Raw genomic sequence first — 24,583 nt, forward strand, 5'->3', positions numbered from 1 at the left:
ACCATCTCATCGAGTTTCAGCTGGCCGTTGCGATAGAGCTCCAGGAGCATCGGGATGTCCTGGTGCGGGTTGCAGAAGCCGAACAGGCAGCCGACGACCTTCTTCGCGAACGACGTGAGCATCCCTCCGGGCAGTTTGACCGTGATTTCCTCGTAGCGGTCAGCTATGCCGGTGAGGACGAGGGTGCCGCCCTTGCGGGTCATCTCGTAGCACTGGTGGATGACCTCCGGGGTGGCCACGCCCACGCATTGGATCACGCTGTCGGCCAGGACGCCTCGGGTGAGATTGTGAACGTGGTCGAAGGCCTCGGAATGCTCGGTGAAGCCGGCGTGCGCACCGAGTTGTTTGGCGAACTCGTTCTTGAAGGGCACCGGATCCACCGTCACGACCGTCGCGGCGCCGGCCAGCAGCGCACCCTGGACCGCGGCGGCTCCGATGCCGCCGATGCCGTAGACGACCACGACGTCACCTGGGCGGACGTTCGCGGCGTTGACCGCCGAGCCCCAGCCGGTGGGCACCCCGCAGCCGACGAGGGAGGCCACATCCAGCGGGGTGTCGTCCGGCACTTTCACGAGCGAGTACTCGTGCGCGACGAAGTGCTCGGAGAAGGTCCCCAGCGTGCAGAAGGCGCCGATGCCGGTCGTACCCAGCGCGAACCGATAACTACCGTCGGCAAAGGCCCCGGTGAGGGTGGTGGAACCGGCGTCGCACAGGTAGGAGTGACCGGATGTGCACCAGCGGCAGTGGCCGCACACGGGAAGAAACGAGGTGACGACCTTGTCACCCGGCCGCAGCCGGGTGACCCCGGCGCCGACCGCCCGCACCACGCCACCGCCTTCGTGGCCGCCCACCAGCGGGAAGTGGAAGCCCGCGCCCTTGCCGAGGTGATCGTCGGAATGGCATAACCCGGCGAACATGGTCTCCACGAGAACTTCGCCGGCTCTGGGAGCGTCAAGCGAGAGCTCCTCCACGGACCAGGGCTGGCCTCTGCCGTGCAGAACCGCGGCACGAGTCTTCATCGTCATACCCTTCTCGTTACCGGGCACTTTGTCCTCCGGAGCATCGCCGTTTTCCGGGGCGTCGCCGCTGCCGGGCCATCAGTCGAGGGACGGGGTCTCGGTGTCCCGGCCGGAGCGCAGGATCGTCCCGGGGAAGTCCCCGGTGAACGCGCCGTCGTGGGCGATCTCGATGCCGTTGACTAGGACGTGCCGGACACCGTCGGCCTCGCCGTAGAGACGGCCCGCGCCGGCGGGCAGGTCGAAACGCGTCTCGGTGGGCTGGCGGGCGATGCGCGTCTCATCGAAGATGGCGATATCGGCGGCGCCGCCGGCCTGGAGGCGCCCGCGGCCGCGCAGGCCGTACAGGCGCGCCGGGACGTCGGTGATGAGGCGGACGGCCTCCTCGAGGGTCACGACCTGCTGTTCGCGGACCCCGTGTTGCAGCAGCATCGTCGAATAGCCGAAGAACTCCACCATGTCCAGGTGTGCCCCGGCGTCGGACGCGCCGACGACGGCCCGGGGGTCGCGCCAGATCTGGGCCCGAGCCTGCCAGTCCTCCGGCTGTGCCTCCCGGGAGGGGTTGCTGAACGTCGTCTTCAGGTCGTCGGCGACGACGATGTCCATCAGGACGTCGAACGGGTCGCGGCCCTCCTCAGCGGCGATGTCGCCGACGATCCGTCCGGCATACGGCTTGGTCTGCGGGCTGAACGTCTCGATGATGTGCCGGGAGCCCCAGTCGACGAGGTGGCTGAAGGCGGAGGGTTCCTCGGCGGCGCGGCGCAGCTCACGCCGGCGGTCGGGATCACGCAGGATCGCCAGGCGCTCGTCCAGCGGCAGGAAGAGGAAGTCGTGCAGCCCCGGCACCATGTCGAGGACGAAGCCGGCGCGGAAGGAGAACCGGGCCGGTGGGGTGTCCGGCATCGTCAGGGCGATGACCTTCCCGCCGCGCGCCCGCGCGATGTCGCCGACTTCGAGCCTGGCGAGGGCGTCGGGCAGGGTCTTCGCGGTGACGGTGAGGATGTTCCAGTTCAGCGGCCGGCGGGCGGCCACCGACATCCCGACCATGACGTCGGTGATCTCCTGGCTGAAACCGCCCCGCTGGGGAAGGACAGGGAGGAACTCCAGCGAGGTGCCCTCGAACTCACCGGCCACCGCGGCCAGGGCGAACAGTTCCTCCGCGGGGGCGGCGCGGGACGGGACCGGTCGCCCGTCGGCGTCGCTGTGGCTCTGCGACCAAGTGGAGGAGAAGCCGAGACCGCCGGCGGCGATGCCTGCCCGCAACAGCCGCTTCATTGTCTCGAGCTCGTCGTCGGTCGCCGGCCGTTCGGTGGCCGCCGGCCCCATGGCCACCCGGCGGATGGCCGAATGCCCGACCATGAAACCGGCGTTGACGGCGAGCGTCCCGTCGAGCCGGTCGAGGAACTCCGCGGTGCTGCGCCAGTCCCACGGCACGCCGACCTGTAGCGACTCCAGCGGCATGCCCTCCACCCGGGACAGCATCCGCATGAGATAGTCACCCGCTGTGTCGTCGAGCGGGGCGACGGTGAACCCACAGTTACCGCCCAGGACGGTGGTGACCCCGTGCAGGGGTGACGGCGAGAGCGTGGGGTCCCAGAAGCCCTGCACGTCGAGATGGGTGTGGATGTCGACGAACCCGGGGCTCACGATGAGCCCGTCGGCGTCGATCGTCCGGCGTCCGGCGTCCGGCACGGCACCGATCGCGACGACGCGCCCACCGTCGATCGCGATGTCCGCCCGCTGGCGGGGGGCTCCGGTGCCGTCGACGACCTGGCCCCCGCGTATGACGATGTCGTGCACGGTTCCTCCTGGTGAAGCGTGGTGCGGTTAGGCGGTTGGCGGTTGGCGGTTGGCGGTTGGCGGTTAGGCGGTTGGCGGTTAGGCAGCGGTGATGGGTGGGCTCGCCAGGGGCGGCGCGGGGATCTGTCGCGCGCCGCCGGAGACAGCCATGGAGAGATTGCCCCTACTCGGTGATCCCGTACCGGCCGAGGCGGTAGCAGCGGATGGCGTTGCCGCGGGCCAGCAGGTACGCCTCGTCCGCGTTGAGATCCGCCGCTGCGACGATCTTTTCAAAAACCACCTTCGAGTTCGGCCACGTCGAGTCGCCGTGCGGGTAGTCGGTCTCGAACATGATCTGTTTCATGCCGATACGGTGGCGCAGGGTGAGACCGATGGCGTCGTCGAACACGCACCCGTAGATCCGGTCGCGGACGTAGCTGCTCGGGGGGCACGACAGCCGGCCATTCAGGTTGCCGTAGACCGGGCGCTGTTCCCAGATGCTGTCGAGCCGTTCCAGGATGAACGGCATCCAGCCGATCTGGCCTTCACTGAGCGCTACGCGCAGCTCCTGGAAACGCTCCAGCACGCCGCTGGTGAGCCAGTCCGCGAACGCGTGGGCGGCACCTTGGTAGGTCAGGGCGAGCGACACGGCCCGCGGCGCGTCGACCGAGGTCATCGGGAACGTGGAGGACGAGCCGATGTGCAGGTTGAGGACGGTGTCGGTATCCTCACACGCGGCGAACAACGGATCCCAGTGGTCGGTGTGGATGCTCGGCAGCTTCAGCTTGGCCGGGTTCTCCGAGAAGCAGACCGCGTGTGACCCCTTGGCCGCGCAGCGGCGGATCTCCGCCGCCGCGAGCTCCGGGTCCCACAGCGGGATCAGGGTCAACGGGATCAGCCGGCCGTACGCCTCGTCGGCGCACCACTCGTCGATCATCCAGTCGTTGTAGGCCTGTACGCATGCCAGGCCCAGGTCACGGTCGGCACACTCGTGGAACGTCTGTCCGCAGAACCGCGGAAACGTCGGGAAGCTCAGGCCTGCCTCGGTGTGGTTGGCATCCATGTCGGCCAGCCGCGCCGTCCGGTCGTAACAGCCCGGCCGCATGTCCTCGTAGGTCATGGCCTCCCAGTGCTCGCCGAGGTAGTCCTGGTCCTTTCCCGCTGCCGCGAAGCCCGGGAGGATCTCCATTTTGACGTCCCCGAACACCCAGACGTCCGCCCACTGGCCGTCCTCGTCCTCCCGCCACCTGCTGCGGGCGTGGCTCCCGAAGCGTCCCTTGAGCCGCACCAGACGGGGGCCGTCATCCCGGAATCGTTCGGGCAGATAGCGCTGCCACAGGTCACCCGGTTCAAGGACGTGGTCGTCAACAGAAATGATCTTTGGTGTGCTCATCGGGCTCCTCCCACCGGCATCCCGTAAATTAACGCACGTGTGCCAATCTGGACAACGGCGGGTCCGTGCCGCCGCGCCGCCGCGCCTGCCGGCGCCGTCTACCGGTGCTGGTGTGGTGCTGTCGCGGGCGTGAGGCGCAGGAGCCCCTCCTGGATGACGGACGCCACGAGTTGCCCGGAGCGGTCGAACACGGAGCCCTTCGTCAGCCCCCGCCCGGAGCCCGCCCAGAGGCTGCCCTTGTCAAAAAGCAGCCATTCATCGGCCCGGAAGGGGCGGTGGAACCACACGCTGTGGTCGAGGCTGGCGCCGACGACGGATCCGGTGCCGAACACCTGGCCGTGCGGGAGCAGCGCCGACGCGAGCAGGAACAGGTCGGAGGCGTAGGTCATGGCGCTCGCATGCACCACCGGGTCGTCACCGAGTGGGTCGCTGGCACGGATCCAGACCCGCAGCCCGGTGGATGGCTGGCCGCGGCGGGCCGCCAGCGGCGGAGGCTCACCCACGAAGCGGAAGTCCACCGGATGGCTGCCGAGGTAGATGTTGTACCAGCCGTCGAGTTCGTCACCGGCCGCGGTGAACCACGACTTTGCCGGCGGGAGCTCATCAGGGCCGGGAACCGCCGGTGGCCGTGGCGTGTGCTCGTAGCCGTCCTCGCCCACATGGAATGACACCGAGGCCTGCAGGATCTCTCCGCTGTCCTGGGTGGCGACCACGCGGCGGGAGCTGAATCCGCGGCCGTCGCGGAGCCTCTCGACGCTGTACTCGGTGGCCGAGCCGACCGTGCCCGGACGCAGGAAGACAACGTGCAGGCTGTGGGCCCGCCGGTCGTCGGTGACCGTGCGGCCCGCGGCCGCCAGCGCCTGTGCGGCGAAAAGCCCTCCGAAGGTCCTGGTGGGCTCGTTCTCGCGGCTACGTCCTCGGAAGACGTCCGCCTGGACGCTCGCCAGCTCGAGCAGGGGTCGCAGCGCGGACGTCAGGGTGACTCCGCCGCTGTCAGCAGCCGGGTGCGTCACGATCACACCTCTCATCCTATATATTTTTAAACTTATACTACGTTATGATGATGATGTCGAGCTGATCGTGACGGGATGTCCCGGTCTCCGACGGGTCGATCAAAAATAGTTTTATGAGAATAATGATTGATGACATCAAGATGATCTTTTGCTGGCGCGGGCATCGGCTCCCGTCGCCCGCGGGCCTGTTGTGAGCGACCGGCAACAGGGGCGCGGCGTCGTGGCGCTGGCGCGCGCCCAACCCCGCTTCTTGATCCACACTTCTGGTGCCGGAGCCTCTTGGCCGTCCCAGTCCGGATGGCTTGCGCGCACACACGATCTAGTTAGAACATATAGACGATGTTGCGGGGGCTGGTGGCGGGTCCCAGACCCGTCGACGGAGTGGGGTGCGATGGAGTTCGGGTATCCGCCCGAGGCGGAGGAGTTCCGGGGCCGCGTCCGCGCGTTTCTGGCGACGAACCTCCCCGAGGGCTGGCGGGGGATCGGCAGTCTTGCCGCCGACGAGGCCGAGGCTTTCACTCGTGACTGGCGGGATCGGCTGTTTCAGGCGGGGCTGCTCGGCGTCTCCTGGCCCGCGGAATACGGCGGCGGCGGGCTGACCAAGATCGAACAGGTGGTCCTCATGGAGGAGCTCGCCCAGGCTGGCGCGCCGTGGGGTATCCGTAACGACACGTTCAGTGTCAAGATGGTCGGCAACACGTTGCTGCGGGCCGGCACTGAAGAGCAGAAGCACAGGTTTCTCCCGAAGATCCTGTCGGGCGAGGAGAAGTGGTGCCAGGGCTATTCGGAGCCGGGCGCGGGCTCGGACCTTGCGTCCCTGCGTACCCGAGCCTTCCTCGACGGCGACGAATGGGTTCTCGACGGCCAGAAAATCTGGACGTCGATGGCGCACGAAGCAGACTGGATCTTTGTGCTGGCCCGCACCGATCCGGACGCGCCACCGCATCGCGGTATCTCCTTCCTGCTGGTCCCCCTGCGGCAGCCGGGGATCGAGGTACGACCGATCCCGGCGATGAACGGCGACAGCGAGTTCAACGAGGTCTTCTTCACCGGGGCGCGCACAGCCGCGGACAACGTGGTGGGGAAGGTCAACGCCGGTTGGCAGGTCGCGATGACCCTGCTGGGCTACGAGCGTGGTGAGGAAGCCGCGACGAACCCGGTGCTGTTCCGCAACGAGCTCGACCGGCTGCGCGACCTGGTCCGTGAACGAGGGCTCGACACCGATCCGCTCGTGCGGCAGCGGCTCGCGGACTGCTATGCCCGCGTGGAGGTCATGCGTTTCCTCGGCTACCGCGTCCTCACGGGTTACCTGCGGGGCAGGCCCCCCGGCCCCGAGTCATCGATCAGCAAGCTGTACTGGAGCGAATACCACAAGAAGGTCACTGACCTGAGTCTGGACGTGTTCGGCGCGGCGGCCATGGTTGCCGAGGGGCGTCGGCCGCCGCGGGCTTACCGCACCGATGACCCGGGCTCCCCGAATTCCACCGCGTCCTGGCTCGGCACCCTGTACAACGCGGTGGCGGGCACCATCTACGCGGGCTCCTCCCAGGTCCAGCGCAACATTCTCGGTGAAACCGTTCTCGGGCTGCCCAAGGAGCCAGCAGCCGCTGGCCGGGCCGGGAAAGGTGGGACCACCGGCAGTCGTTGACAGGCACGGAAACATGGAAACATGGAAATGCAGTGCGCGATTGCCGGGCAGCCGAGGCCCGTCGAGTCACCTCAAGTTGTCGAGTTAGCACGGAGGTGTGTGGTGAAGGTACAGGTCGATAGCGACACGGTGCCGCCGGAACTGCTTGTGGAGGCGGCGATGGATTATTCCTGCCTGTGTTGTGCGGGCGTCATTGAACTGTGGCGGGACGCCGCCGGCTACTGGAACGCGACCCTGGCCCACAACGAGCACTGCCGGCTGGAACGGATGGCCGCCGCGTAGCGGTGGGCGGATCCTGTCGTCGCCGGCTGAAAATTGTTGTTGCCAACTGAAACGTGGATAGGCTGACATTCGTGACAATCATCTCGGCGCCCGAGCTCGTGCGCTGTGACGTCGACAGTGGCATCGCCACGCTGACCCTGCACCGGCCCGAGCGGAAGAACGCCTGGACGCTCGAGATGGAGCGGGCCTTTTTCGACCTGCTCGACGCCTGCGACGACGACCCCGCTGTCCGGGTCGTGCTCGTCACCGGGGCTGGCAACAGCTTCTGCCCCGGTATGGATATGGGCCATCTTGACAACGTGTCGCAGGGACCGGCCGCGGACAGGCCCGCGTGGCGGACCCGTCCCATGACCCATGCCCGTTCGTTGCGCAAGCCGACCATCGCGGTCGTCAACGGCGCCTGCGCCGGCATCGGTCTGATCCAGGCCCTGTCGTGCGACCTTCGGTTCGCGGCGGCTGGCATCAAGATCGCCGCCTCCTTCACCCGCCGGGGGCTGCCGGCCGAGTTCGGCGCCAGCTGGCTGCTGACCCGGATGATCGGACCTGCGCGGGCGGCGGACCTGCTTGTCTCCAGCCGGGTTGTGGTCGCTGAGGAAGCGTTGGCACTCGGTTTGGTCGACCGGGTGTTTCCGCGGGAGGAGCTCGTGGCGGCCGCGCGGGCGTATGCCGCCGATCTGGTCGCCAACTGCGCCCCGGTGGCGATGGCCGCGGTCAAGGCGCAGCTGGCGGCGGACTGGGGACGGACGCTTGCGGACGCCCAACTTGACGCCGAGGCGTTGGTCCGGGACACCGATCGGCGCATCGACTTCCGCGAGGGGGTTGCCGCCTTCGTGGAACGCCGACCGCCGAATTTCCGCCCGCTCCCGCCCCGCTGATCCTCAACCGGCCGGGGTTGTTGTGGACCGGAGCCGGCGCGGATCTATGTGATTTCTCGGGGTCTGTAAGAGCACCCGGCAAGAAGGATGTGGATCAAAGGGTGGGACTGGGGCGCGCGTATCGCGAGACGACGCGGGGAGCCACCGGAGATGTTGGGTGACGACCGACGACAACAACGCGAGGCGCGGGTGCCCCAGCCCCGCGACGCCACGTCCCGTGTTGTCTGTCACTCTAAGATCATTTGATGCTTTCTTGTCATACCGGCCTCGAAAGATCGTGGATTTTCGAGCGGGCGGGCCGATATCGCGGGTGCGCCGGATGGGCCGCGGTTATACCGGCATGTGGACCGTGTCGCGCCGGAGCTCGCGCCGTTCATCCGCGCTGAGCCCGCCCCAGACGCCGCTGTCCTGACGGGCTTCAAGAGCCCACGCCAGGCATTCGCTGGTGACTGCGCATCGCCGGCATACGGCTTTCGCGGTATCGATCTGGCTCGCGGCCAGTCCGGTCGTTCCGGTCGGAAAGAAGATCTCGGGATCCGTGCCCCGACAGAAGGCTCGGCGGCGCCAGTCCATTTTCGTACCCCCTTTTGCCAGGGCGTCAGCCCGGATGATGGTTGGCCCGGATGATGCTAGGCGCGGAGGCCCGCTTATTAAGCACAACATGCTCTCAATTGTCAACAACAGAGCAGGGGTGCTCTGGTGGTGGGCTCGGCCGGCCCCAGCTGGGCCGCCCTTCCTCCGAGCCGTACGTTCCACGCGATGGCTGACATCTATTGGCTGACGGGAATGATATAGTTACTCTCACGATTAATGATCTTTGCGCGCGGTTCATGGTTCATGGTTCATGGTTCATGGGGCTCAAGGTGCGGGGGGCGCTGAATGCCGGGTGAGTGGTTAGCTGTGGTCGCGGCCTTCCTGGGCGGAATCCTGCTCGCTGTCGCCAGGGAGTGGATCACGAAGATGGTGGAGGCGCTCGGCCGGCGTCTCCAGCGGCGTTTCTCGGGCAGCCGCCTGCTGCACCGCCGATCCCTGCGCACGTACCGGTTGAAGGTCCTCGCGGACCAGGCCACCTTCCGGCCGGCGTTCGCCCGTGGCAAGGAACTGTCCATGCGGGATGTCTACGTCCCGCTGCGGGTCTCAGCGCCCTCAGCGGTCTCGGTCGGGGGATGGAGCCACGTAGCCGTGGCGGCCACGCGATAGCGACGACGGCCCGGTACGAGTGGTGCCATAATGGCACCATGAGGCGGATGAACCTGCGTGACGTACCCGACGAGATCTACACGGCTCTCGCCGACGCAGCGGCGGCAAGCCACCAGTCGCTGAACGCCTTCGTGGTGGAACGGCTCACCGAGGTGGCCCGTGTGGTCAGGCTGGCCGACTACGTCGCGTCGTACGAACCCCCCCAGAGAACAGGCGTCACCCTTGAGGACGCCGTGGCCGCGGTGCGCGAGGCCCGGGACGGCTCGTGAGCCTGGTAGTGATCGACGCGTCGGTTCTGGTCGCCTTCTACGCGGTTTCAGATCCCCGGCGTCCGCGTATCGTCGCGCGTTTTTCCGCCGGTCATGCGCTTTTCGCGCCAGCGCACCTGGACGTGGAGGTGACGTCCGCACTGCGTGGCCTGGCTCGCGGTAATCCGAGCCTACAGGCGGTGGCCCCCCGGGCGTTACGCCACTTGGCGGGTTTTCCCATCCGCCGCATGCCGATCGCTCCGCTGCTCGAACGGATGTGGCAGCTCCGCGAGAACGTCACCCCCTACGACGCTGCTTACGTCGCGCTCGCCGAAAGGCTCGACAGCGCGGTCATCACCTGTGACGCCAAACTGGCGGCGGCTTCCGGAATCGGCTGTATCATCGATCTGATCGCGTATTGACGGCGCGTCGACGGGCGCGCCCAGGACAGCGTCGTAGTTGTTCTGGCAGGTCCGCCGGGCGGACGGCTGGAACATCCCGGTGAAGGTGCCGAGCTGAGCGACCGGGCGAGGGGCAGGGCGCAGGCCGGCGGTGGGCCGCCCGCGGTTGGCGCTCATCTCCTTTTCCCGCCGATCAGATGCCCGTGAGCGTCCCGGGCTGGATACTTGCCCCGCGGCTGGCGCGCGACCAGCACGAGGATCTTCCGTCCGGGGCGTGGTTCACAACCCGTACAGGACGGACGCGCCGACAGGAGTGCTCCCATGCGCAACCCGAAGGACTTCTTCGCTCCGCTTGCGGTGGGCGCGCCGGCGCCGCTGCGGGAGCTCCCACCGCGGCTTTCCCGCGTGATCCACTTCTTCGACCCGAGCAACGCGAAGATGGCCTCGAAGGTCCCGGATATCCTGCCCCGCCTGGACGTGGTGCTCGGCAATCTCGAGGACGGTGTCCGGGCCGACGCGAAGATCGCGGCCAGGGAGGGGCTGGCGAAGCTCGCCGCGGCCACGGACTTCGGTGACACCCAGCTGTGGACGCGGGTGAACAGCCTGGACTCGCCCTGGGGCCTCGACGACCTGCTGACGCTCGTCCCGGCGATCGGCCACAAGCTGGACGTCATCATGGTGCCCAAGGTCGAGGGGCCGGAGGACATCCACTACGTCGATCGCCTGCTTGCCCAGCTTGAGGCGAAGGCGGAGCTCACCCGGCCGCTGCTTGTCCACGCCATCCTGGAGACCGCCCGCGGTGTCGCGAACGTCGAGGAGATCGCCGGGGCGAGCCCACGCATGCAGGGCCTGTCGCTCGGGCCCGCCGACCTCGCCGCGGACCGGCGGATGAAGACCACCAGGGTGGGCGGCGGGCATCCGGGGTATCTCGTCCGGCAGGATCCGTCCGCGGCCGACCCGGACGCGCCGCGCGCCACCTATCAGCAGGACCTGTGGCACTACACCCTCGCCCGGATGGTGGACGCCTGCGCCGCCAACGGGATTCTGCCGTACTACGGGCCATTCGGTGACATCAAGGACGTCGTGGCCTGCGAGGACCAGTTCCGCAACGCGTTCCTGCTCGGCTGTGTCGGCGCCTGGAGCCTGCATCCGGTGCAGATCGACATCGCGAAGCGGGTCTTCAGCCCGGAGCCCGCCGAGGTCGCCTGGGCTCGACATGTGATCGATACAATGGGCGATGGAACTGGGGCAATCATGGTGGACGGCAAGATGCAGGATGACGCCTCGGTCAAACAGTGCAAGGTCGTCCTGAACCTCGCGCGGACCCTGGCCGCGCGCGACCCGCATCTGGCCGAGGCCTACGGCTTCACCGATCTGGCCGGGCAGGCCGCCCGATGAGCAGCACCCCGGCCGGCACCGCGGCGCTCGCGTATCGGCCGCGGCGCTCCGTTCTGTACATGCCCGCCGCGAACGAGCGGGCGTTGGAGAAGGCCCGCGGCATCCCCGCGGACGCGCTGATTCTCGACCTTGAGGACGCTGTCGCGCCGGACGCCAAGGAGGCCGCCCGTGAGCGGGCCTGCGCGAAGGTCGCTGATCAGGCCTACGGCGGGCGCGAGGTGACCATCCGGGTGAACGGGCTGGACACCCGCTGGCATACCGATGACCTGCGGGCCGTGGCGGCCGCCGGCCCGGACGGCGTGGTCGTCCCGAAGATCTCCTGTGCCCAGGACGTGCACGCCGTCGAAAAGAGCCTCGAGGCCGCGGGCGCGCCCGACCGCACCAGGATCTGGGCGATGGTCGAGACCCCGGTCGCGATGCTGCATGCCGAGGAGATCGCCCGAGCCTCGCAACGACTTGCCGTTCTGGTGATGGGCACTAACGATCTTGCCAACGAGCTGCACGCTGAGCACGTTCCCGGCCGGGCACCGCTGCTGCCCGGGCTTGGGCTGTGTCTGCTTGCGGCTCGCGCCGTCGGGGTCGCCATCCTGGACGGGGTCTTCAACGACATCCGTGACCTCGACGGGTTCGAAGCGGAGTGCGTGCAGGGGCGGCAGCTGGGTTTCGACGGCAAGACGTTGATCCACCCGGGGCAGGTCGAGCCCTGCAACCGGGTGTTCGCGCCTGCGCCGGCTCAGGTCGAGGAGTCCAAGGAGATCCTCGCGGCCTGGGAGGCGGCGTTGGCCTCGGGTCACGGTGTCGCCACCGTGAACGGTCGAATGATCGAAAATCTGCATGTGAACAACGCCCGGCGCATCCTCGCGGTCAGCGAGGCCATCGCGGCACTCGACCGGGAGGCTGCGGCTGGCACGGCCGGGCAACAATGACCGGCGTCGCGAGCCCGCGACGCCGCGTCCCCTGTTGCCGGTCGCTCTCAAAGCAGTGATGCCGTACGCTGACGATGTTGTTGGTCGGGCTGGCATCCATTGCTGACAGCCAGCTGGAAACCCGTCCGGCGGAACATGGAAGATGCCCTGGTGGCGCACCTCGTTCCCGGATTCACCTTCCGGCCAGTTCGTAACACCGACGGCGACGCGATCCGTCCGATTGGTCTCGTCCTGCATGTCCAGCAGGGCTATGGAGGTCTGTCGGGCTGGTTCGACAACCCCGTATCCAGGGTGTCGTCGACGCTGTGGGTAGGCAGGACGGGCCAGCGGGAGCAGTACGTGCCCTCGGATGTCCGGGCCTGGGCGCAGGCTGCCGGTAACGCCGACTACGACTCGATCGAGACCGAGGGCTTCGACACCGAGGCCCTGACCGACCAGCAGATCGAGAACATCGCACAGGCATACGCGGACGGAGTGCGGACCTTTGGCTGGGCGCTGGCCGTCACACACACCCCGGGCGACTCTGGATTGATCATGCATTCGGACGGGGGAGCGGCGTGGGGCAATCATCTCGGCTGCCCAGGCACGCTGCGCGCGGCCGCGGCGGCGCAGATCATCGCCAGGGCTGCGGAGATCGTGCGGGAACCGCGGCTCCTCGCCGGCACGGGCACTGTCAGCACGGGCACTGTCAGCACGGGCACTGTCAGCACGGGCACTGCTGGCACAGGCACTGTCAGCACGGGCGCCGGCGGCGGTGCCGACGCGAGCGGACGATCGCGGGCAAAGGCGCAGGCTCTGCAGCGGGCCGTGCATGTGGCGGTGGACGGGATCTGGGGGCCGGTGACCGACACCGCCCTCCAGGCCGTCCGGGCAAACCGCCATACCCGTGCGGAGCAGGCCGCGGTCGCTACGACCGTGGACGGGATCTGGGGGCCTCGCTCACAGACCGCCTACATCGCGACTGTGCGGGCGATCCAGGCCGCGCTCGGGGTCGGCGTCGACGGGATCTGGGGACCAGTGACCGACCGGGCGTTTGTCGCCGTGCGTGGTGCCAGCTTCACTGGTTAGGTGCGGAATCCGCACTGTGCGTACCCACGGACGGGGGGAGCCGTACGCGCCGGCGGCTTACTCAGGTGCCATCCCGCGCATGCCATTCGGCGACGAGCGCGTCCCAGCTGAGGTAGCGCGCCACCGCGTAGGCGGGCGACACGACGCCGTCGGGGTCGAAAACGGCCGTCGGGTATCCCAACTGCGCGCGGTAGCCGCGTTCGGTGACGACAAGCCGTCCGCCGAGCCGTGCCGCGCCTACGACGATGGGCCGTGAGGTCCAGGTCGGGGCGGCGGCGTCGGCAAGCCCCCGTGGTGACGACCACGCGTACAGTCCGCAGACACAGTTCTCACTGGGTACCCGCGGGTGCGGAGCCAGGGGGATCCGGAACCTCCGCGTGCTGAGATCATCACGTTGCGCTCGCAGGCACAGGGCTTGGGTGAGGCCGTCAGGACGCCACAGCAGCAGCTCGGGTGGAAACGGCGACCATGGAGTCCAGGCCGGCCGGAGCCGCCCGTGGGCGTCCACCGCCCACTGACGCCACCCGATGACGCTCATGTGCCTGCCGGCACGGGCTCGGGATCGGCCGCCGGTTCGGGGACCGCGAGCGGTTCTTCCTCCGGCCAGGTGATCGGTTCGTCTTCCACGATGCGCACTGGTTCACCCACGTTTGCCATTCATCCACGGTCCCTCCGCCGGACGCGCGGGTCAATCTCCGGTCGAAGTTTGTCCGGGTGGGGCCGGCGACTGGCTGGAACTTGTTCGATCATAGATTTTTTCGTGCGGCCCGCGGCCGCGGGTGCCGTGATCGCGGGTGCCGTGGTCGTCAACGCAGCCGAAAAATCTGTAGGCCGTGGTCGGCCAGCAGCTCCGGCAGATGGCGGACGGCCGCGGTGGCCTTGACACGCTGATCGGGCGACAGGTCGCTCCAGTCACGTAACAGGTCATGGCGTTTGTGGAGGTCGTCGCGAACCGGACCGAAGGTCCATCCCCTGCCGCGGCGCTCAACGCACCAGCGCTCATGCTCGAGCCGGGCGAGCATGTCTATCTCGGCGGCGCTGAAGGTGAACCCGGTCGTCGGATGGGTCATCGGGACGACGACCGCGTTGATCTCGTTCAGTTTGGCGCCGATTCCCTCGGCCTGTCTGCGGTTTGCCGTTTGCAGGTCCGCGGGCAAGGCCTCCCAGGGCTGCATCGAGTCCCTGTCGCCGAGGGCGCCGCCGGCTGCCTGTTCGTCGATCAGATACTGGCCGTGAATGGCACGTGCCAGGACCGTCAGCGTGTCGTTGTGCAGCTCGGCCGGTTTCGCCGCTTCGTTCATGATTGCGAATATCCGTACTTCACCTGGCCCGGGATCGAGCAGCTGGCGATTGAACAGGTCGCCGAGGGCTGTCCGCTGTTGCATACAGACCGTCACGGTCTGGCCGGTACTTGCGGTACCACGAATCGCATTCAGGCCGCCTCGCAGCGCAATATCCTCATCCTGGTCACAGAGAACCAGGTGGCGAATATCTGGTATGCGGATTTCCCACGGAATCGTCATGAGATCCACGCGCTGCGCCGGCTCGTTCTTCGTCTGGGGCGCACAGTGCGTGTCGACGGACCGGTAGCGATGCTGCAGTTCAGTGAGCTGGGCGGAGGCATCCGTGTCGACGAGAACAAGCGGCAGCGGCGGAGCGCCGACACGGACCCGCCACAGCCTGGCCAGCTCCACGATGAGCGCGCGCCCGAACGGGCCCAGGCCGACGACCGCGACCGACGGCACCGGATCGTCGGAACCGAGATGGGGCTCCAGGATGCGAGCGGCGAGCGAGCGCGCGGCGATCTCTTCGGGCGTGAAGAAATCCAGCCGGAACTTCGATGCTGATAACAGCCCAAGCCGGCGTGCCTTCAGCGCGAGCGCCAGCTCGCCGTCGGCCAGCCGTGCGTAGCAGGCGAGGGGCTCGTCACGCTCGGTTTGCTGCTCGGCGAGCGCGGCAACGGCTGCCACCGCGGCCGCGTTGGCGGCGCTGTCAGGCAGGCAGGCGTACACGGTGTCGGCTCGGGGCACACCGGCGGCACGCAGCACCGCTTGGTCCCAGGGGTCGCCCATGACGACGAGTGACGCGACCGCGGCGAGCCCTTCGGCGCCGTCGGGATCCGCGTCGGCGCTGATGACGACCACCTGGACACCTTCGGCCCGGAGGTGGCGGATGAGCGTCATCGCGAACGGATCATCGCCGATGACGACCGCGTGCTCGCGCGCTCGACGGGCCGTCCAGCGGCGACGCCGGTCGGTGAACAGGTCCCACACGGACACGGCCACGCCGTAGGCGGTCGCGAGTGGCGCCAGGAAACGGGCGACCTCCAGCGGCAGCGGGAAGGGGCCGCCGTCCTGCAGGGGCTCGGCGCCCAGGAGGAACAGCTGCGCGTCGAAGTAGATGATATCTGTGGTGGTGTATCCGCACGGCTGTGCATGCGGCGGTGGACACTGGTCGGCGGCTCGGCTCAGCTGCGCCAGGCCCCACGCACCCAGGATCGCGGCCGCCGTGAACAGCACGCAGAAAGCCAGCCATAGGACGCGGCTGGCTTTCATCCGTTCTGTCCGCGCCGTCCCCATAGCGACACCGTAGCGACACGGGCCGCATCCGTCGTCAGGGCGTGTTGCGAAAGCCGTCTGTCCGGCTCGCCACGTCCAGGCGGCCTTGGCCACGTTCTCGGCCACACCGATAGCACGCATCCGGTATCGGTGCGGCCCGCGGTCTTGCCAGGAACCGCCTGAACGCGGCTCCCTGATCGAACGACGACTTCCGAAACACGCCGTTCGGCAACGTCGCGACGCTCGGTATCTGACGCGGAACCAGTTGACCAGCGCCGACTCCGACTCGCTGCCGTGGAAGGTCTCGCCCCCCTGTGGGCTTCCAGCGGTCCGCGATGAGCATGTGGAACCTGGGTGGCTGGTTGAGCTCAGCGGGAAACACGAACGCGTGATTCCCGCGATGCCAGAAGCACCCCGACAGGATCAACCAGACTCACGGTCCCGTCCAAGGTTGAGGCTCTCCAATGCGGCTGCCCAGCGTTTGGTGACAGCATTGAACCGCGCGTTCCCCTTCGCCGAGGTCGAGCCCGCCGAGGAAGACTTTCGCGCACTCGCCGGCGTGTGGCTACCAGACGAAGACGACCGGCATGTCCTGGCCGCGGCCGTCGCCGCGCAGGCAACTGTGCTCTGCACGTGGAAGGTCAAGGACTTCCCGGCCGATACTGCGGCGGCCGCCGGCATCGAGGTGCGCACCCCCGACGAACTGCTCTGCCGGCTCGTGGCGGAGTACGAGCCACAGATGCTCGCCGCTCACCGAACGGCCGTCGCGTCCCTGACCGGCGGCCACCGACAGGTCGACGATCACGGCCCTGCGCCGAGCCGGGGCTTCGACAACCGCCGATCCGATGAATCGCCTCATCGGAGGCTGCTGAACCTCCGTGGGCCAGCGACGCACAGAGCGCCATTCCCAGTGAGCCATCACAGTCCGCCAGGCAAGCCGGATGAAACGGTAGGCGCCTCGGAACCCCTGTCTGACCCTCACTCGGAACACCGTGCCTACGGAACCGTTTGAGAAGTCCGCGTTCATCAAGCTATGGCGACGTGCGCTGGAGCATGCCACCCCAGACACGGGAGCCCTCCATCCGCAGCCTCACTCAGCCCGCTACGTCGTTGAACGACTACCGACAGGAGTCGACTGCTGCGGAGCCAAAGGAGACTCGAACCAGCTGCCCGGCCCGCCGACCTGCTGCTTCGACGGGCGCGGAAACGTCCAAGACGTGAGAACCAACCTGTTTCTGCAGGTCAGGCGGTTCATCACGTTGTGTCATCGAGTAGGGGCCTGATCCGGCCGGCTGCCGCGGGACGGCGAAGGCGTCGTTCTTGTCAGTCCTGGCCGTCGAAGAGCTGGGCGGCGGCTTTAGGGTCCATGAGGTTGGACCAGGCCTGTTCGGCGGGCAGGAGGTGGCGTTCGGGGAGGGCGTACTCGGGGAACCAGCCGTCGGCTGCGCATCCCGGGACGCGGGAGAGGATCACGGCCGTCAGCCCGGTCGGGACCGAGCCGGTGATCCGGACCGCGACGTAGGTCTCGTGGCCGTGGTCGGCACGGACGAGTAGGCCGAGGCGGAAGCCAGGGAGGTCGACCGCGTGCTCGTGGCCGTCGCGCAGCGAGCCACGAACGAGGTCGCGGACGGCGGTGTCGAGACGTTTCGCGAGCCTGGTCCCAGCTTCCAGGAGGTAGCGGTCCTGGTCGTCCTGCCCCGGGAGCAGATGCCGGCTGTAGGCGTCGGTGGTCAGCGGCTTGTCCTGCTCGGCGTTGTAGCGCTGCCGGGCGGCGCGGGCCTGGGTGTGCAGGGCTGCGTAGAAGTCGTCGGCGGCACCGTCCTCGCGTCGGCCGGCGGCGACGAGCCAGTCGCGAGCCTCGTCCGCAGCCTGGTCGACGTAGGTCGCACCACGCCATCGGCCTATCTTGACTTTGAACAGGACCACGTCGTCGATGCTGCGGATCCGCTCGTGCGGGGTGTCCGGGTCGGCGAACTGCTCGCCGGCTTTGGCCAGCAGCGGGTGGTCGACCTGGTCAAGGGAAGTGCTGGCCGGCGGGAGCGGCAGGTGCAGGTCCTCACGCAGGCAGCGCAGGGTCGGGCGGACCGGCATAGGTCACGCTTCCCAGTCGCCTACGCCGCCGAGCTGTTCGATCCGATCCGCCGACAGCCCGGTCAGCGCGGCCACGCTCGCGGACAGGGAACCGTCGAGGACCTTCATGGAGGCGACCATGCCTCGGCGGATCTCTTCCCGGCGCTGGTCGAGGTAGGTCTTGACCGCCTCGGCGACGAAGTCCTTCTTCGACATGCCGAGGAAGTGCGCGGCCTGGGAGATCAGCTCGTCCGTGGCCGGGTCGACCTTCAGGGGGGCCTGGCGACGGGGTCCGACGGTTGTCATGGCGCTCACCTCCTGCAAGCCATGGTACCCAAGTACCTCAGCCTGACACTGTGGGTGCCCAAAATCGTGTCCGGTCAGGCTGCCTGATATTCGTGGATCAAGCCTCCGAGTCGGTCACCTCGGATCACGGTCACGGTGGGCTTGTGCGGTGCTCCAGCCGCCAGCGGCGGCCGTTGTTGGAGGGCTCGGTGCGGACGGTGGATGTTGTCGTGATCGACGTAGTCGGTCACGACAGCGGTGAGATGCCGCTGGCCGAGGATGAGCAGGTGGTCGAGGCATTCGCGGCGTACGGTGCCGATCCATCGTTCGGCGTAGGCGTTCGCGACTGGAGCTTGTACCGGGGTGCGGACGATCGTGAGGTCGTCGGCCGTGAATACGGCGTCGACTGCTGCGGTGAACTTGTTGTCCCGGTCGCGGATCAGCCAGCGGAAAGATGAGGCCCCTCCTCGTTCAGCGTCATAAGGAGATTCCGCGCTTGCTGGGTAACCCAGGCGCCGGTCGGATGGCGAGTCACGCCCGCGAGATGGACCCGGCGGTGGTCGAGCTCGACGAAGAACAGGACATACAGCCGGGTCAGGAAGTGAACCGTTCCGGGTTCTTTAGAGACCGGGATGCTTACGCTTCGGCCAGCATAGCAGCTTCGTCTTGCATGTAATAGAGGGCTTCGAAGTCGGCAGGCGGCATGTTTCCGCAGCCGCTGTGGATCCGACGGTTGTTGTACCAGTCGACCCACTCGAAGGTCGCGAGCTCAAGCTCATTGAGCGTCCGCCACGGCCCCCGACGGTTGATCAGATCGGTTTTGTACAGCCCGTTGACAGATTCGGCCAGCGCATTTTGTACGGATCGCCGGCGCTCCCGATGGACGGCGTGGCGCCGGCTTCAACGAGTCGCTCGGTGTAGCGGATTGACGTGTACTGCGAACCTCGGCCAGAATGATGCACGAGCCCGTCCAACGGTTCGTCCTCGCGGCCCCAGATGGCCATTTCCAGAGCGTCGAGGGGGAGGTCGGTCCGCATATTGGTGTCGAGCCGCCACCCGACGATTTTCCGGGAGTACACATCGGTCACGAACGCCGCGTACACCATTCCGTCCCAGGTCGGAATGTAGGTTATGTCGGCGACCCACAGAGCGTTCGGCCGGTCCGCGGTGAACTGCCGGTCCACCAGGTCCTTCGGTCTCGGAGCGCTTGGGTCGACGCGGGTCGTGCGGGGCCTGCCGCCGCGCAGCGCGCCGACCAGCCTCGCGTCGCGCATCAGACGCTCGACCGTGCAGCGCGCCACCGTGATCCCTTCCCGGTTGAGCTGACGCCACACCTTCCGTGCCCCGTACACCTCGTAGTTCTCCTTCCACACGCGTCTGATTTCCACGAGGAGTTCGGCGTCGCGTTGCGCACGGGCCGACGGCGGCCTGTTTTTCGCGGCATAGTAGGTTGACGGGGCGACCTGTAACACGTCGCAGATCGGCTCGACCCCGCCAAGGAATTTGTACGCTACATCGATAGGGTCATCTGTTCGGGAACTGCGGGTTCATAGTTAGTGAATACTAGATCCCAGCTGCCACGCTTGCTTGAAACTAGATTTATATCGCGGCGAGTTGCAAGCCGCGCCTCGTGGAAATATGCACCGAAGAGTTCACGAACAAATTCGGTTTCGCTGTTAGTGAGGGCGACGAATACTCCGCGAGCATCGGCGCGCCGCATGGCCTCACATAGGCGAATATGGTCACTCTCGCCGAACTGTCCTGGTGTGTACCGTTTGAAGTCTGCCCATCCACCGAGTGGGACGTAGGGCGGGTCCAGGTAGACCCAGTCGCCCGGCTCGGCTTGGTCGATGGCCGCCTCAAAGTCGGCCTCTGTAATCGTTGCGTTCGTGAGTGCCTTGGATGCGCGCAGCAAAGTGTTTTGGTTGTAGTAGGGGCGATCATACGCCCCGTACGGGGTATTGAACCCACCTTTCTTGTTTACACGCCATAGTCCACGGAAGCTCGTCTTGTTGAGGTAGATGACCCGCGCCGCTTGTTCAAGATCTGATAGATCTTCAGGCTTCTGTCGGCGTAAGCTCTTGAAATATTCTGGCGTATTTGGCATTGAGTCGAGCAGGCGCATGACTTCAACTGGACTATCTCGGACCTGCTGAAAAAATGTGATTAGCTCGCCGTTGGCGTCACTCAGGGTTGAGGTCGTAGGTCGAAGTTCGAAATGGACAGCGCCACTGCCCAAAAAAGGCTCTCGGTATGTTCCAGAGAAGTCTGGCGCAAGTGCCACCAAGGTGCTGGCGTAGCGCGTCTTCCCGCCCGCCCACTTCAGGAACGAGCGCTCGCTCGGGGTGAGCCTCATAGGCTGTAGACGCATCGGCTGCACGTCAGGGACGGTACCGGACGTGTGGGACAGGACCCAGCAGCGGCGGCCTTCGGCGAGTGCATCCGGTCTGCACGGTTGGTTTTGGGCCTCTCTCACGAGGAGCTGGCCGACCGGGCGGGCCTACACAGGACATACGCGGGCAGTGCAGAGCGAGGACTACGCAATGTAAGAGGCTCCGGCAATAGAGCGTTCGATCAGGGAGCGGCGTCCGGGCGGATGGCTCGCAAGGCGGTGGAGAGAGTCACCGGAGGTGTCGGGTGGCGACTGACGAGCCGGGGTACCCGTGCATCGCGCAGCGATGGACGGGTAGCGATGACGCGAGGTGCGTGCCCCAGCCCCGCGACGCCGCGTTCCCTGTTGCCGGGCGCTCTAACGGCCATCCTGGCCCGTGAGAACTTTCGTCCTGACGGCGGACGCGGACGTCTGTCGGCCTTCTGCCGCGGGCACGGGACGCGATCGCCCTGGCCGTGACCAGCCGTGTCTCGTGTAGCGGTGGACGACCTCCCCCGTCATCGGTCCTCCCCGACCGCATGTCCTGCGCGAATCGCAGCGCACCGCACCCCGATGCCCGACCGAGCATCCGAGCATCCGACAGCGATCATTGGGTCACCGTGGGGAGAACCATATCCGGCTCATGCGACACCCGATATCAGCGGCATGCCCAGCACCGCTGGCAGCGCGGCGACCTGTCCCTCAGCGAAAGACGAAACGGTCGGCGCCGTAGGGGTCGTCAACATTGACGATCTTCCGTCCCAGTGGCAGTAGCGAGACCGGGATCAGCTTGAAGTTCGCGATCCCCAGCGGGATACCAATGATCGTGAGGCACAGCAGCAGGCCGGTCGCCAGGTGGCCGAGCGCCAGCCACCAGCCTGCGAACACGATCCACAGCACGTTTCCGATCAGTGACGGCGCTCCCGCATCGCGGCGATCGACCACTCGGCGGCCGAACGGCCACAGTGTGAAGTTGGCGATGCGCAGCGAGGCAACCCCGAACGGAATGGTGAAAATCAGAATGAAGCAGATCAGTGCGGCGAGGATGTAGCCCAGCGCCATCCAGAACCCACACAACACGAGCCAGATCAGGTTCAGTATCACACGCATACGGTCAACCTTCCCGCAGGAGCCTCGTATGAACAATCCCACCAGGGGCGCCTCGCCGCGTAGGATAGCCCTGTTGCGAAGAATCCTGCGGGTGACACATGCGATTGCCTGTGATTCGAAATCAGATGTGGTAAGCGTCCCTGCGGTGGCGGATCGCGGTGACTTCGACGACGCGGTTGGCGTCGTCAACAAGGTAGATGACCCGGTACGGTCCCCGCCGCGCCGACCACAGTGGCGTGAGCGGCGGTCGAGGGGGCTGCCAACCCGGCGGGGGGCCGAGCAGAGGTCCGGTGACGAACTCGTGGGCAGCGGCGGCGACCTTTTCGGGTAGTACCTCGGCGAGGGCGTGTGCGGCGGCTCGGGCGATCCGCAGCTGGTAACGGTTTTCCGTCACTGGCTGCGGCCGAAGCGTCGAAGGTAGTCGGTCAGTTCCTCCCCGTTGAGGACGTCACCGGTATGGAGGTGGGCGAGCCCTTCCTGGATGGCCTGCATGAGTTCGCTGTCGGCGAGGGGGAGCATTGTCATGTACAGAATTGCGGAGACGATCGCGGGCGAACCGGCAGCCGCCGGCGCTCAGGGCGCTGCTGCGGTGCTCGACGAGGAACTCGCGCGGCGCCTGGTCACGCAGGCGAAGGCCGACGGCGTGTCGCTGAGCGGGCCGGGCGGGATGCTCGGGAAACTGACGAAGATGGTCCTCGAGACCACGCTCGAGGCCGAGAGGACGGCGCATCTCGGCTACGAGGCCCACGACCCGGCCGGGCGTGACGGTGGGGATTCCCGTAACGGCACCCGGACGAAGACCGTGGTCACCGAGATCGGACTGCTCCAGGTCGACGTGCCGCGCGACCGGGACGCCAGCGTCGCCCCGAGGATCGTTGCGAAGCGGCACGGCGCTTGGACGGGGTCGCCGACCTCAGTGGTCTCCCTGGTCGCGAAGGGACTGACGGCCGGCGAGGTCCAGGCACATCTCGCCGAGATCTACGGCACCGGCCTCTCCCGGCAGACGATCTCGAACATCACCAACAAGGTGATCGAGGGTATAGAGGCCTGGGACGCCCGACCTTTGGACGCCGTCTACGCGGTCGTGTTCATCGACGCGATCGTCGTGAAGATCCGCGATGGGCAGGTCGCGATCCCCCGGCCGAACGGGGCAGGAAACAGCCGGTCGGCCGCTGCCTGCTCGAGTGCCTGCGCGACCGGCAGGACGACGTGCTCCGCTTCGTCGTCGATCTTGACGTGTGGCCGACGAACAACCAGTCGAAGCGTGATCTTCGGCCGTTCAAGACCCAGCAGAAGATCAGCGGACGGCTCACCTCCCAGGCCGCGACCGCCTGCCGCCTCCAGATCGCGAGTTACGTCTCCACCGCCCGCAAGCACGGTGTGTCCGCGATGCACGCCCTCCGGCTCGCGTTCCGCGGCACTCCCTGGATGCCACCGGCCGCCGTCGTCCCCACCTGACGGGCACTCCACCGACCCCGTCACCTACAGCAAGATCTTTAAACTAGGTGAATTTTTACGAGTGGGCCGACGGGTAATACGGTGTCCGTCGTAGGACCTCGATGGCGGTTGGGAGGTTCGCTGTTCCCAGACGCCTGATGGTGGCGAGGTCGTCCGGCAGGGGAAAGGGAGAAACACAATGGCCTCGCGGAACGTCCGGCGCGGTGTGGTCCTGATGGCCGCGCTGTTGGCTCTGGTTCTTGTCGGTGGCTGCGGCACCGGCACGAGCAAGATTCGATCTTCCTCGGGAAGCGCGGCGACTACCAGCGCGACCGACGACAGCGATCCGGAGGACAACGCGCCCTGCCCGACGGCCGGTAACACGCGTGCTTTCGCCAAGACCCGTTTCGCGTTGCACGCGGGCCTCGGCCTCGGCGCCTTCCACCGGTACATCTACAAGCCGCTGAAGAACGGCGGCTTCAAGGCCGGGGCCGACCAGCGGAAACGCACCTTCGTCAAAGCCGCGGTGGCGGGCGTCTTCACGGTGCACGAGCTGAAGGTCGCCAAAGGCTTCGCGGAAGCGAACCCCTCGCTCTGCAACGCTGTTCAGTCCATCAGTGACAGTTTTTCGAACCTGACCGACAAGCTGAAGAGCGGTACCGCCACCGAGGCGGATATCGACGCCAGCGAGAACAGTTTCGCCGGTCTGCAGCGAAGCGCCACAAGCAACGGTTTCGGGTTTGACGAGAAAAATGTGACCGTCCCGGGAGCCTGATCCCCGGAGGTACCGAACGGCTGTCGGCGGCCGCTGGGGCGAGCAACCATGAACCAGCGGCCGCCGATTCGTCGCTCGACGACTCGCGGCGGGCAGCTCGGCGTGACGCCCACAGCCGTCCCCGCTCTTCGTCATCGCCGGTGGCCTGGCGCGGCCGTCCGGGGAGAACGCCACCTCCGCATGGCTGGTAGCGGCGAGTGCCCGAGCATTGTCTCGCGGCCAGAATTTTGATCGTCACATGGTGCTCCGGCCCACGGCAGCGGCCCGCCAACATCAGCCCGAACCCGCCCACCGAGTTGGGCGCCCGGCTTTCACGGGCCAGGCGACGCCGTGGCCTCCTCGGGCCGGCGGATGCCGCGGCTGGTCGCCTCCTCGCCGCTGGCGCGTTTTCATCTGATGAAAACAGTTATCTCCCAGAGGCATCAGCGGCGAACTTGTGGAGCGCCCGGTAACAGGGATGTGCCGCACCCCCGCGATGCCGCGCACCCTGTTGCCGGTTGCTCCAGGCGGACCGAGAGAGATATTGACAGGCGATCGAGCCGCTGGTTGCATTGTATGCAATATATTTTCATTGAGTGAAAATTTTTGAGGCAGCGCCTTCGAAGGCACTGCCTTTGGGGAGACGCCGCCTTCGAGCAAGAGCGACCGGCAACAGGGGTGTGGCTCAAGGGGCGGGTTGTGGCGCGTGCATCGCGTGGCGAGGGGCGGGGGTGATGTCGAAACATGCCGT

Annotated in this window: 27 protein-coding genes and 2 pseudogenes; 13 read left to right on the forward strand and 16 right to left on the reverse strand. The window is 67.0% G+C overall.

Features of this window, described 5'->3' with window-relative positions; translation table 11 throughout:
• From MJ777_RS16060 to MJ777_RS16075, 4 genes are all read right to left on the reverse strand, one after another.
• On the reverse strand, positions 1-1,025 hold a 1,025-nt coding region (locus tag MJ777_RS16060), incomplete at its 3' end, for a Zn-dependent alcohol dehydrogenase (protein WP_239377036.1).
• Between the two features lie 72 nt (positions 1,026-1,097).
• Positions 1,098-2,816, reverse strand: a complete 1,719-nt coding sequence (locus MJ777_RS16065) for an amidohydrolase family protein (protein WP_239310078.1) — start codon at positions 2,814-2,816, stop codon at positions 1,098-1,100.
• Positions 2,817-2,979: 163 nt separating this feature from the next.
• A complete protein-coding gene (locus MJ777_RS16070; RefSeq protein WP_239310077.1) occupies positions 2,980-4,188 on the reverse strand; it encodes an amidohydrolase family protein in 1,209 nt (402 codons plus the stop codon).
• Positions 4,189-4,286: 98 nt separating this feature from the next.
• Positions 4,287-5,207: an acyl-CoA thioesterase II gene (locus MJ777_RS16075; protein WP_239310076.1), complete on the reverse strand. Its 921-nt coding sequence runs from the start codon at positions 5,205-5,207 to the stop codon at positions 4,287-4,289.
• A gap of 385 nt (positions 5,208-5,592) precedes the next feature.
• Between MJ777_RS16075 and MJ777_RS16080 the strand changes: the two genes are divergently transcribed.
• From MJ777_RS16080 to MJ777_RS16090, 3 genes are all read left to right on the forward strand, one after another.
• Positions 5,593-6,849: an acyl-CoA dehydrogenase family protein gene (locus MJ777_RS16080; RefSeq protein ID WP_239377037.1), complete on the forward strand. Its 1,257-nt coding sequence runs from the start codon at positions 5,593-5,595 to the stop codon at positions 6,847-6,849.
• Between the two features lie 102 nt (positions 6,850-6,951).
• Positions 6,952-7,131, forward strand: coding sequence for a hypothetical protein (locus MJ777_RS16085; RefSeq protein ID WP_239310074.1), 180 nt, complete (start codon positions 6,952-6,954; stop codon positions 7,129-7,131).
• 71 nt (positions 7,132-7,202) lie between these two features.
• Positions 7,203-8,006: an enoyl-CoA hydratase-related protein gene (locus MJ777_RS16090; RefSeq protein ID WP_239310073.1), complete on the forward strand. Its 804-nt coding sequence runs from the start codon at positions 7,203-7,205 to the stop codon at positions 8,004-8,006.
• 330 nt (positions 8,007-8,336) lie between these two features.
• Here the strand turns inward: MJ777_RS16090 and MJ777_RS16095 are convergent, their stop codons facing one another.
• The gene (locus MJ777_RS16095; protein WP_239310072.1) at positions 8,337-8,579 is read right to left on the reverse strand and encodes a WhiB family transcriptional regulator; all 243 of its coding nucleotides are present in this window, start codon (positions 8,577-8,579) and stop codon (positions 8,337-8,339) included.
• Positions 8,580-8,885: 306 nt separating this feature from the next.
• Between MJ777_RS16095 and MJ777_RS16100 the strand changes: the two genes are divergently transcribed.
• The 6 genes from MJ777_RS16100 to MJ777_RS16125 all read left to right on the forward strand — a co-directional run bounded on the left by MJ777_RS16100 (position 8,886) and on the right by MJ777_RS16125 (position 13,247).
• Positions 8,886-9,206: a hypothetical protein gene (locus MJ777_RS16100; protein ID WP_239310071.1), complete on the forward strand. Its 321-nt coding sequence runs from the start codon at positions 8,886-8,888 to the stop codon at positions 9,204-9,206.
• Positions 9,207-9,244: 38 nt separating this feature from the next.
• Entirely contained in the window at positions 9,245-9,475 is a 231-nt protein-coding gene (locus MJ777_RS16105) for a DUF1778 domain-containing protein (RefSeq protein WP_239377038.1), read from the forward strand.
• A complete protein-coding gene (locus MJ777_RS16110) occupies positions 9,472-9,876 on the forward strand; it encodes a type II toxin-antitoxin system VapC family toxin (RefSeq protein WP_239310069.1) in 405 nt (134 codons plus the stop codon). Before MJ777_RS16105 ends, MJ777_RS16110 begins: the two co-directional genes overlap by 4 nt.
• Positions 9,877-10,176: 300 nt before the next feature.
• A complete protein-coding gene (locus MJ777_RS16115; protein WP_239310068.1) occupies positions 10,177-11,253 on the forward strand; it encodes a CoA ester lyase in 1,077 nt (358 codons plus the stop codon).
• A complete protein-coding gene (locus MJ777_RS16120) occupies positions 11,250-12,179 on the forward strand; it encodes a CoA ester lyase (protein ID WP_239377039.1) in 930 nt (309 codons plus the stop codon). Before MJ777_RS16115 ends, MJ777_RS16120 begins: the two co-directional genes overlap by 4 nt.
• Before the next feature lie 150 nt (positions 12,180-12,329).
• Positions 12,330-13,247 carry an N-acetylmuramoyl-L-alanine amidase gene (locus tag MJ777_RS16125; protein WP_239377040.1) on the forward strand — a complete coding sequence of 306 codons (918 nt, stop codon included), beginning with the start codon at positions 12,330-12,332 and terminating at the stop codon, positions 13,245-13,247.
• 61 nt (positions 13,248-13,308) lie between these two features.
• Here MJ777_RS16125 and MJ777_RS16130 read toward each other — a convergent pair whose 3' ends face one another.
• From MJ777_RS16130 to MJ777_RS16155, 6 genes are all read right to left on the reverse strand, one after another.
• Positions 13,309-13,785, reverse strand: coding sequence for a hypothetical protein (locus MJ777_RS16130; protein ID WP_239377041.1), 477 nt, complete (start codon positions 13,783-13,785; stop codon positions 13,309-13,311).
• Positions 13,786-14,053: 268 nt separating this feature from the next.
• On the reverse strand, positions 14,054-15,802 hold the full coding sequence (locus MJ777_RS16135; protein WP_239377042.1) for an NAD-binding protein: 1,749 nt from the start codon (positions 15,800-15,802) through the stop codon (positions 14,054-14,056).
• 568 nt (positions 15,803-16,370) lie between these two features.
• Positions 16,371-16,664 (reverse strand): hypothetical protein, encoded by a 294-nt coding sequence (locus tag MJ777_RS16140; protein WP_239377043.1) that lies wholly within the window; start codon positions 16,662-16,664, stop codon positions 16,371-16,373.
• 464 nt (positions 16,665-17,128) lie between these two features.
• On the reverse strand, positions 17,129-17,896 hold the full coding sequence (locus MJ777_RS16145) for a hypothetical protein (protein WP_239345223.1): 768 nt from the start codon (positions 17,894-17,896) through the stop codon (positions 17,129-17,131).
• 3 nt (positions 17,897-17,899) lie between these two features.
• Complete coding sequence (locus tag MJ777_RS16150) at positions 17,900-18,181, reverse strand: hypothetical protein (RefSeq protein ID WP_239313460.1); 282 nt, start codon at positions 18,179-18,181, stop codon at positions 17,900-17,902.
• Positions 18,182-18,255: 74 nt separating this feature from the next.
• Positions 18,256-18,480: a transposase gene (locus MJ777_RS16155; protein ID WP_239377049.1), complete on the reverse strand. Its 225-nt coding sequence runs from the start codon at positions 18,478-18,480 to the stop codon at positions 18,256-18,258.
• On the opposite strand from MJ777_RS16155, the gene MJ777_RS16160 reads away from it, so the two are divergent.
• Positions 18,370-18,618, forward strand: coding sequence for a hypothetical protein (locus tag MJ777_RS16160; RefSeq protein WP_239377044.1), 249 nt, complete (start codon positions 18,370-18,372; stop codon positions 18,616-18,618). The two genes, MJ777_RS16155 and MJ777_RS16160, sit on opposite strands and share 111 nt — an antisense overlap.
• A gap of 178 nt (positions 18,619-18,796) precedes the next feature.
• Here MJ777_RS16160 and MJ777_RS16165 read toward each other — a convergent pair.
• The 5 genes and pseudogenes from MJ777_RS16165 to MJ777_RS22765 form a co-directional block, all read right to left on the reverse strand.
• Positions 18,797-19,653 (reverse strand): annotated as a pseudogene (locus MJ777_RS16165) (IS3 family transposase); the annotation flags it as partial.
• 17 nt (positions 19,654-19,670) lie between these two features.
• Positions 19,671-20,531 (reverse strand): DNA adenine methylase, encoded by an 861-nt coding sequence (locus MJ777_RS16170; RefSeq protein ID WP_370652736.1) that lies wholly within the window; start codon positions 20,529-20,531, stop codon positions 19,671-19,673.
• A gap of 702 nt (positions 20,532-21,233) precedes the next feature.
• Positions 21,234-21,641 (reverse strand): YccF domain-containing protein, encoded by a 408-nt coding sequence (locus MJ777_RS16175; protein ID WP_239345226.1) that lies wholly within the window; start codon positions 21,639-21,641, stop codon positions 21,234-21,236.
• A gap of 121 nt (positions 21,642-21,762) precedes the next feature.
• On the reverse strand, positions 21,763-22,035 hold the full coding sequence (locus MJ777_RS16180) for a type II toxin-antitoxin system RelE/ParE family toxin (RefSeq protein WP_239377046.1): 273 nt from the start codon (positions 22,033-22,035) through the stop codon (positions 21,763-21,765).
• A complete protein-coding gene (locus MJ777_RS22765) occupies positions 22,032-22,166 on the reverse strand; it encodes a hypothetical protein (protein WP_255720523.1) in 135 nt (44 codons plus the stop codon). Before MJ777_RS22765 ends, MJ777_RS16180 begins: the two co-directional genes overlap by 4 nt.
• Positions 22,167-22,329: 163 nt before the next feature.
• Between MJ777_RS22765 and MJ777_RS23180 the strand changes: the two are divergent.
• The 3 genes and pseudogenes from MJ777_RS23180 to MJ777_RS16190 all read left to right on the forward strand — a co-directional run.
• A pseudogene (locus MJ777_RS23180) lies at positions 22,330-22,710 on the forward strand (transposase); the annotation flags it as partial.
• 140 nt (positions 22,711-22,850) lie between these two features.
• Entirely contained in the window at positions 22,851-23,099 is a 249-nt protein-coding gene (locus MJ777_RS23185) for a transposase (protein WP_370652737.1), read from the forward strand.
• 214 nt (positions 23,100-23,313) lie between these two features.
• Positions 23,314-23,853 (forward strand): hypothetical protein, encoded by a 540-nt coding sequence (locus MJ777_RS16190; RefSeq protein WP_239313879.1) that lies wholly within the window; start codon positions 23,314-23,316, stop codon positions 23,851-23,853.
• The last annotated feature ends 730 nt before the right edge of the window (positions 23,854-24,583 follow it).

The organism is Protofrankia sp. Cj5 (assembly GCF_917627405.1).
In the GTDB taxonomy this organism is placed as follows: Bacteria; Actinomycetota; Actinomycetes; order Frankiales; family Frankiaceae; genus Protofrankia.